Source organism: Brachybacterium sp. p3-SID957 (assembly GCF_025144775.1).
In the GTDB taxonomy this organism is placed as follows: Bacteria; Actinomycetota; Actinomycetes; order Actinomycetales; family Dermabacteraceae; genus Brachybacterium; species Brachybacterium epidermidis.
The window spans coordinates 1-1,415 of the sequence record NZ_JALXKT010000120.1 but is presented as its reverse complement, the minus strand read 5'-3'; the positions used below and the strand labels follow the sequence as shown (position 1 = coordinate 1,415).

Sequence of the window (1,415 nt, the reverse complement as noted above, 5' to 3'; positions counted from 1 at the left end):
ACTTTGAGCGTGGTGCTGGGTGTTCACGCCGCGATCGGTCGGGGCGCATAGCCAATGATGCGGCATCTGTAGTTCCGATGGTTGCGGTACCCGCGCCCGACCCTCTTGATCGTCTTGGCGGTCAGGTTCGCCGCCTCGGTGCGAGCGTTCGTGACCCTGGTTCGGCAGAAGGTGAGCAGCTCACGACGCCAGGCGCGCAGCGTGCGGAACAGCGCGGCCGGCTCGGGCAGGTGGGTGGCTCGCACGGCACGCTCGAGGCCGGCCCAGTGCCGCTGGAAGGAGGGCGTGTCGGTGGCGGTGAGGACCTGGCGGACGTGTTCCTTGATGCCCCACGCGACGGCCAGCTCGACGTCCTCGGCCAGGATCTGCTGCAGCTTGGTGCGCTGCCGGACGGTGAGCCGGTCACCGGCGCAGGTGAGCAGCTTGCGGTACTTCCACGGGGTGTCGGTCGCCCGCCCTCGGCGCTCGTGCAGCTCCCACACCCGGCGCCTCCTCACCTTGGTGACCATCTCGTTGGCCAGCCGCACCACGTGCCAGTGGTCCACGCTGACCTTCGCCCGCGGTAGTGCCTTGCGGACCGCGGCCCGGAACTCACTGGACATGTCCAGGGCGACGACCTGCACGCGTCGGCGCCACCACCGCGGCCGCGCTGCGAGCCAGGAGGTGACGACCTTGCCGCGGCGCCCGTCGACGACGTCCAGGATCGCGCCGTCGTCGAGGTCGGTGAACACGATGGACCACGGCTCGACCCGCTTCACCGCGTGGGTGTCCGGGTCGCGCAGGTAGCGCACGGTGCGGAACCGGTGCTCATCGATCCCCAGGTGCCGCACGTGCCGGCGGTCCACGCCGGTGTCCAGGTCCAGGGTGGTGGTGAGCATCCGCATCACCGTGGGCCAGGACAGGTGCGCCTCGTGCGCGACCCGGGACACCGCCCGCGGCTCGGCCCGGCAGGCGGATATCACCTGCTCGGTCAGCCGGGTCGTGACCCTCGCCCGCGCGGGCAGCTGCTCGGTCTCCTCGGTGAACGACCGCCGCGGGCACAACGACTCACGGCAGGCGTAGCGGCGCTTGCGCACGAGCACGTCGAGCCGCTCACCCCCGCACGGCACGTCCTTCACGCGCTGGGTAGGTCTTGCCTGGATCCGCGAGGACAGCACCCCGCAGGAGGGGCAGGCGCCCTCGCTCGTGGTCGTCTCGATCAGCACCTGCCGCGGTTGCTCAACGCCGACGCCAGGGGTGGCCGAGACGACTCGGTAACCGGACAGGTTGAACAGGATCGACGCCGCATCGACGTCGAACGTAGGCTTGTGCACGCTCGCGGTCCTCGCTCATGAGATGTCTAGACAACACCCATGCTGGCGTAGGGCCGCGAGCCCTACTTCAGGGCCCCACCACGCTCAAAGTTGAAGAGCCAG

The 1,415-nt window shown here is 69.9% G+C and carries 1 protein-coding gene; it reads right to left on the bottom strand.

Annotation, left to right across the window (positions count from 1 at the left end; genetic code table 11):
* Positions 1–23: 23 nt before the first annotated feature.
* Positions 24–1,313, bottom strand: a complete 1,290-nt coding sequence (locus M3B01_RS14535; RefSeq protein WP_259793261.1) for an ISL3 family transposase — start codon at positions 1,311–1,313, stop codon at positions 24–26.
* Positions 1,314–1,415 lie beyond the last annotated feature (102 nt).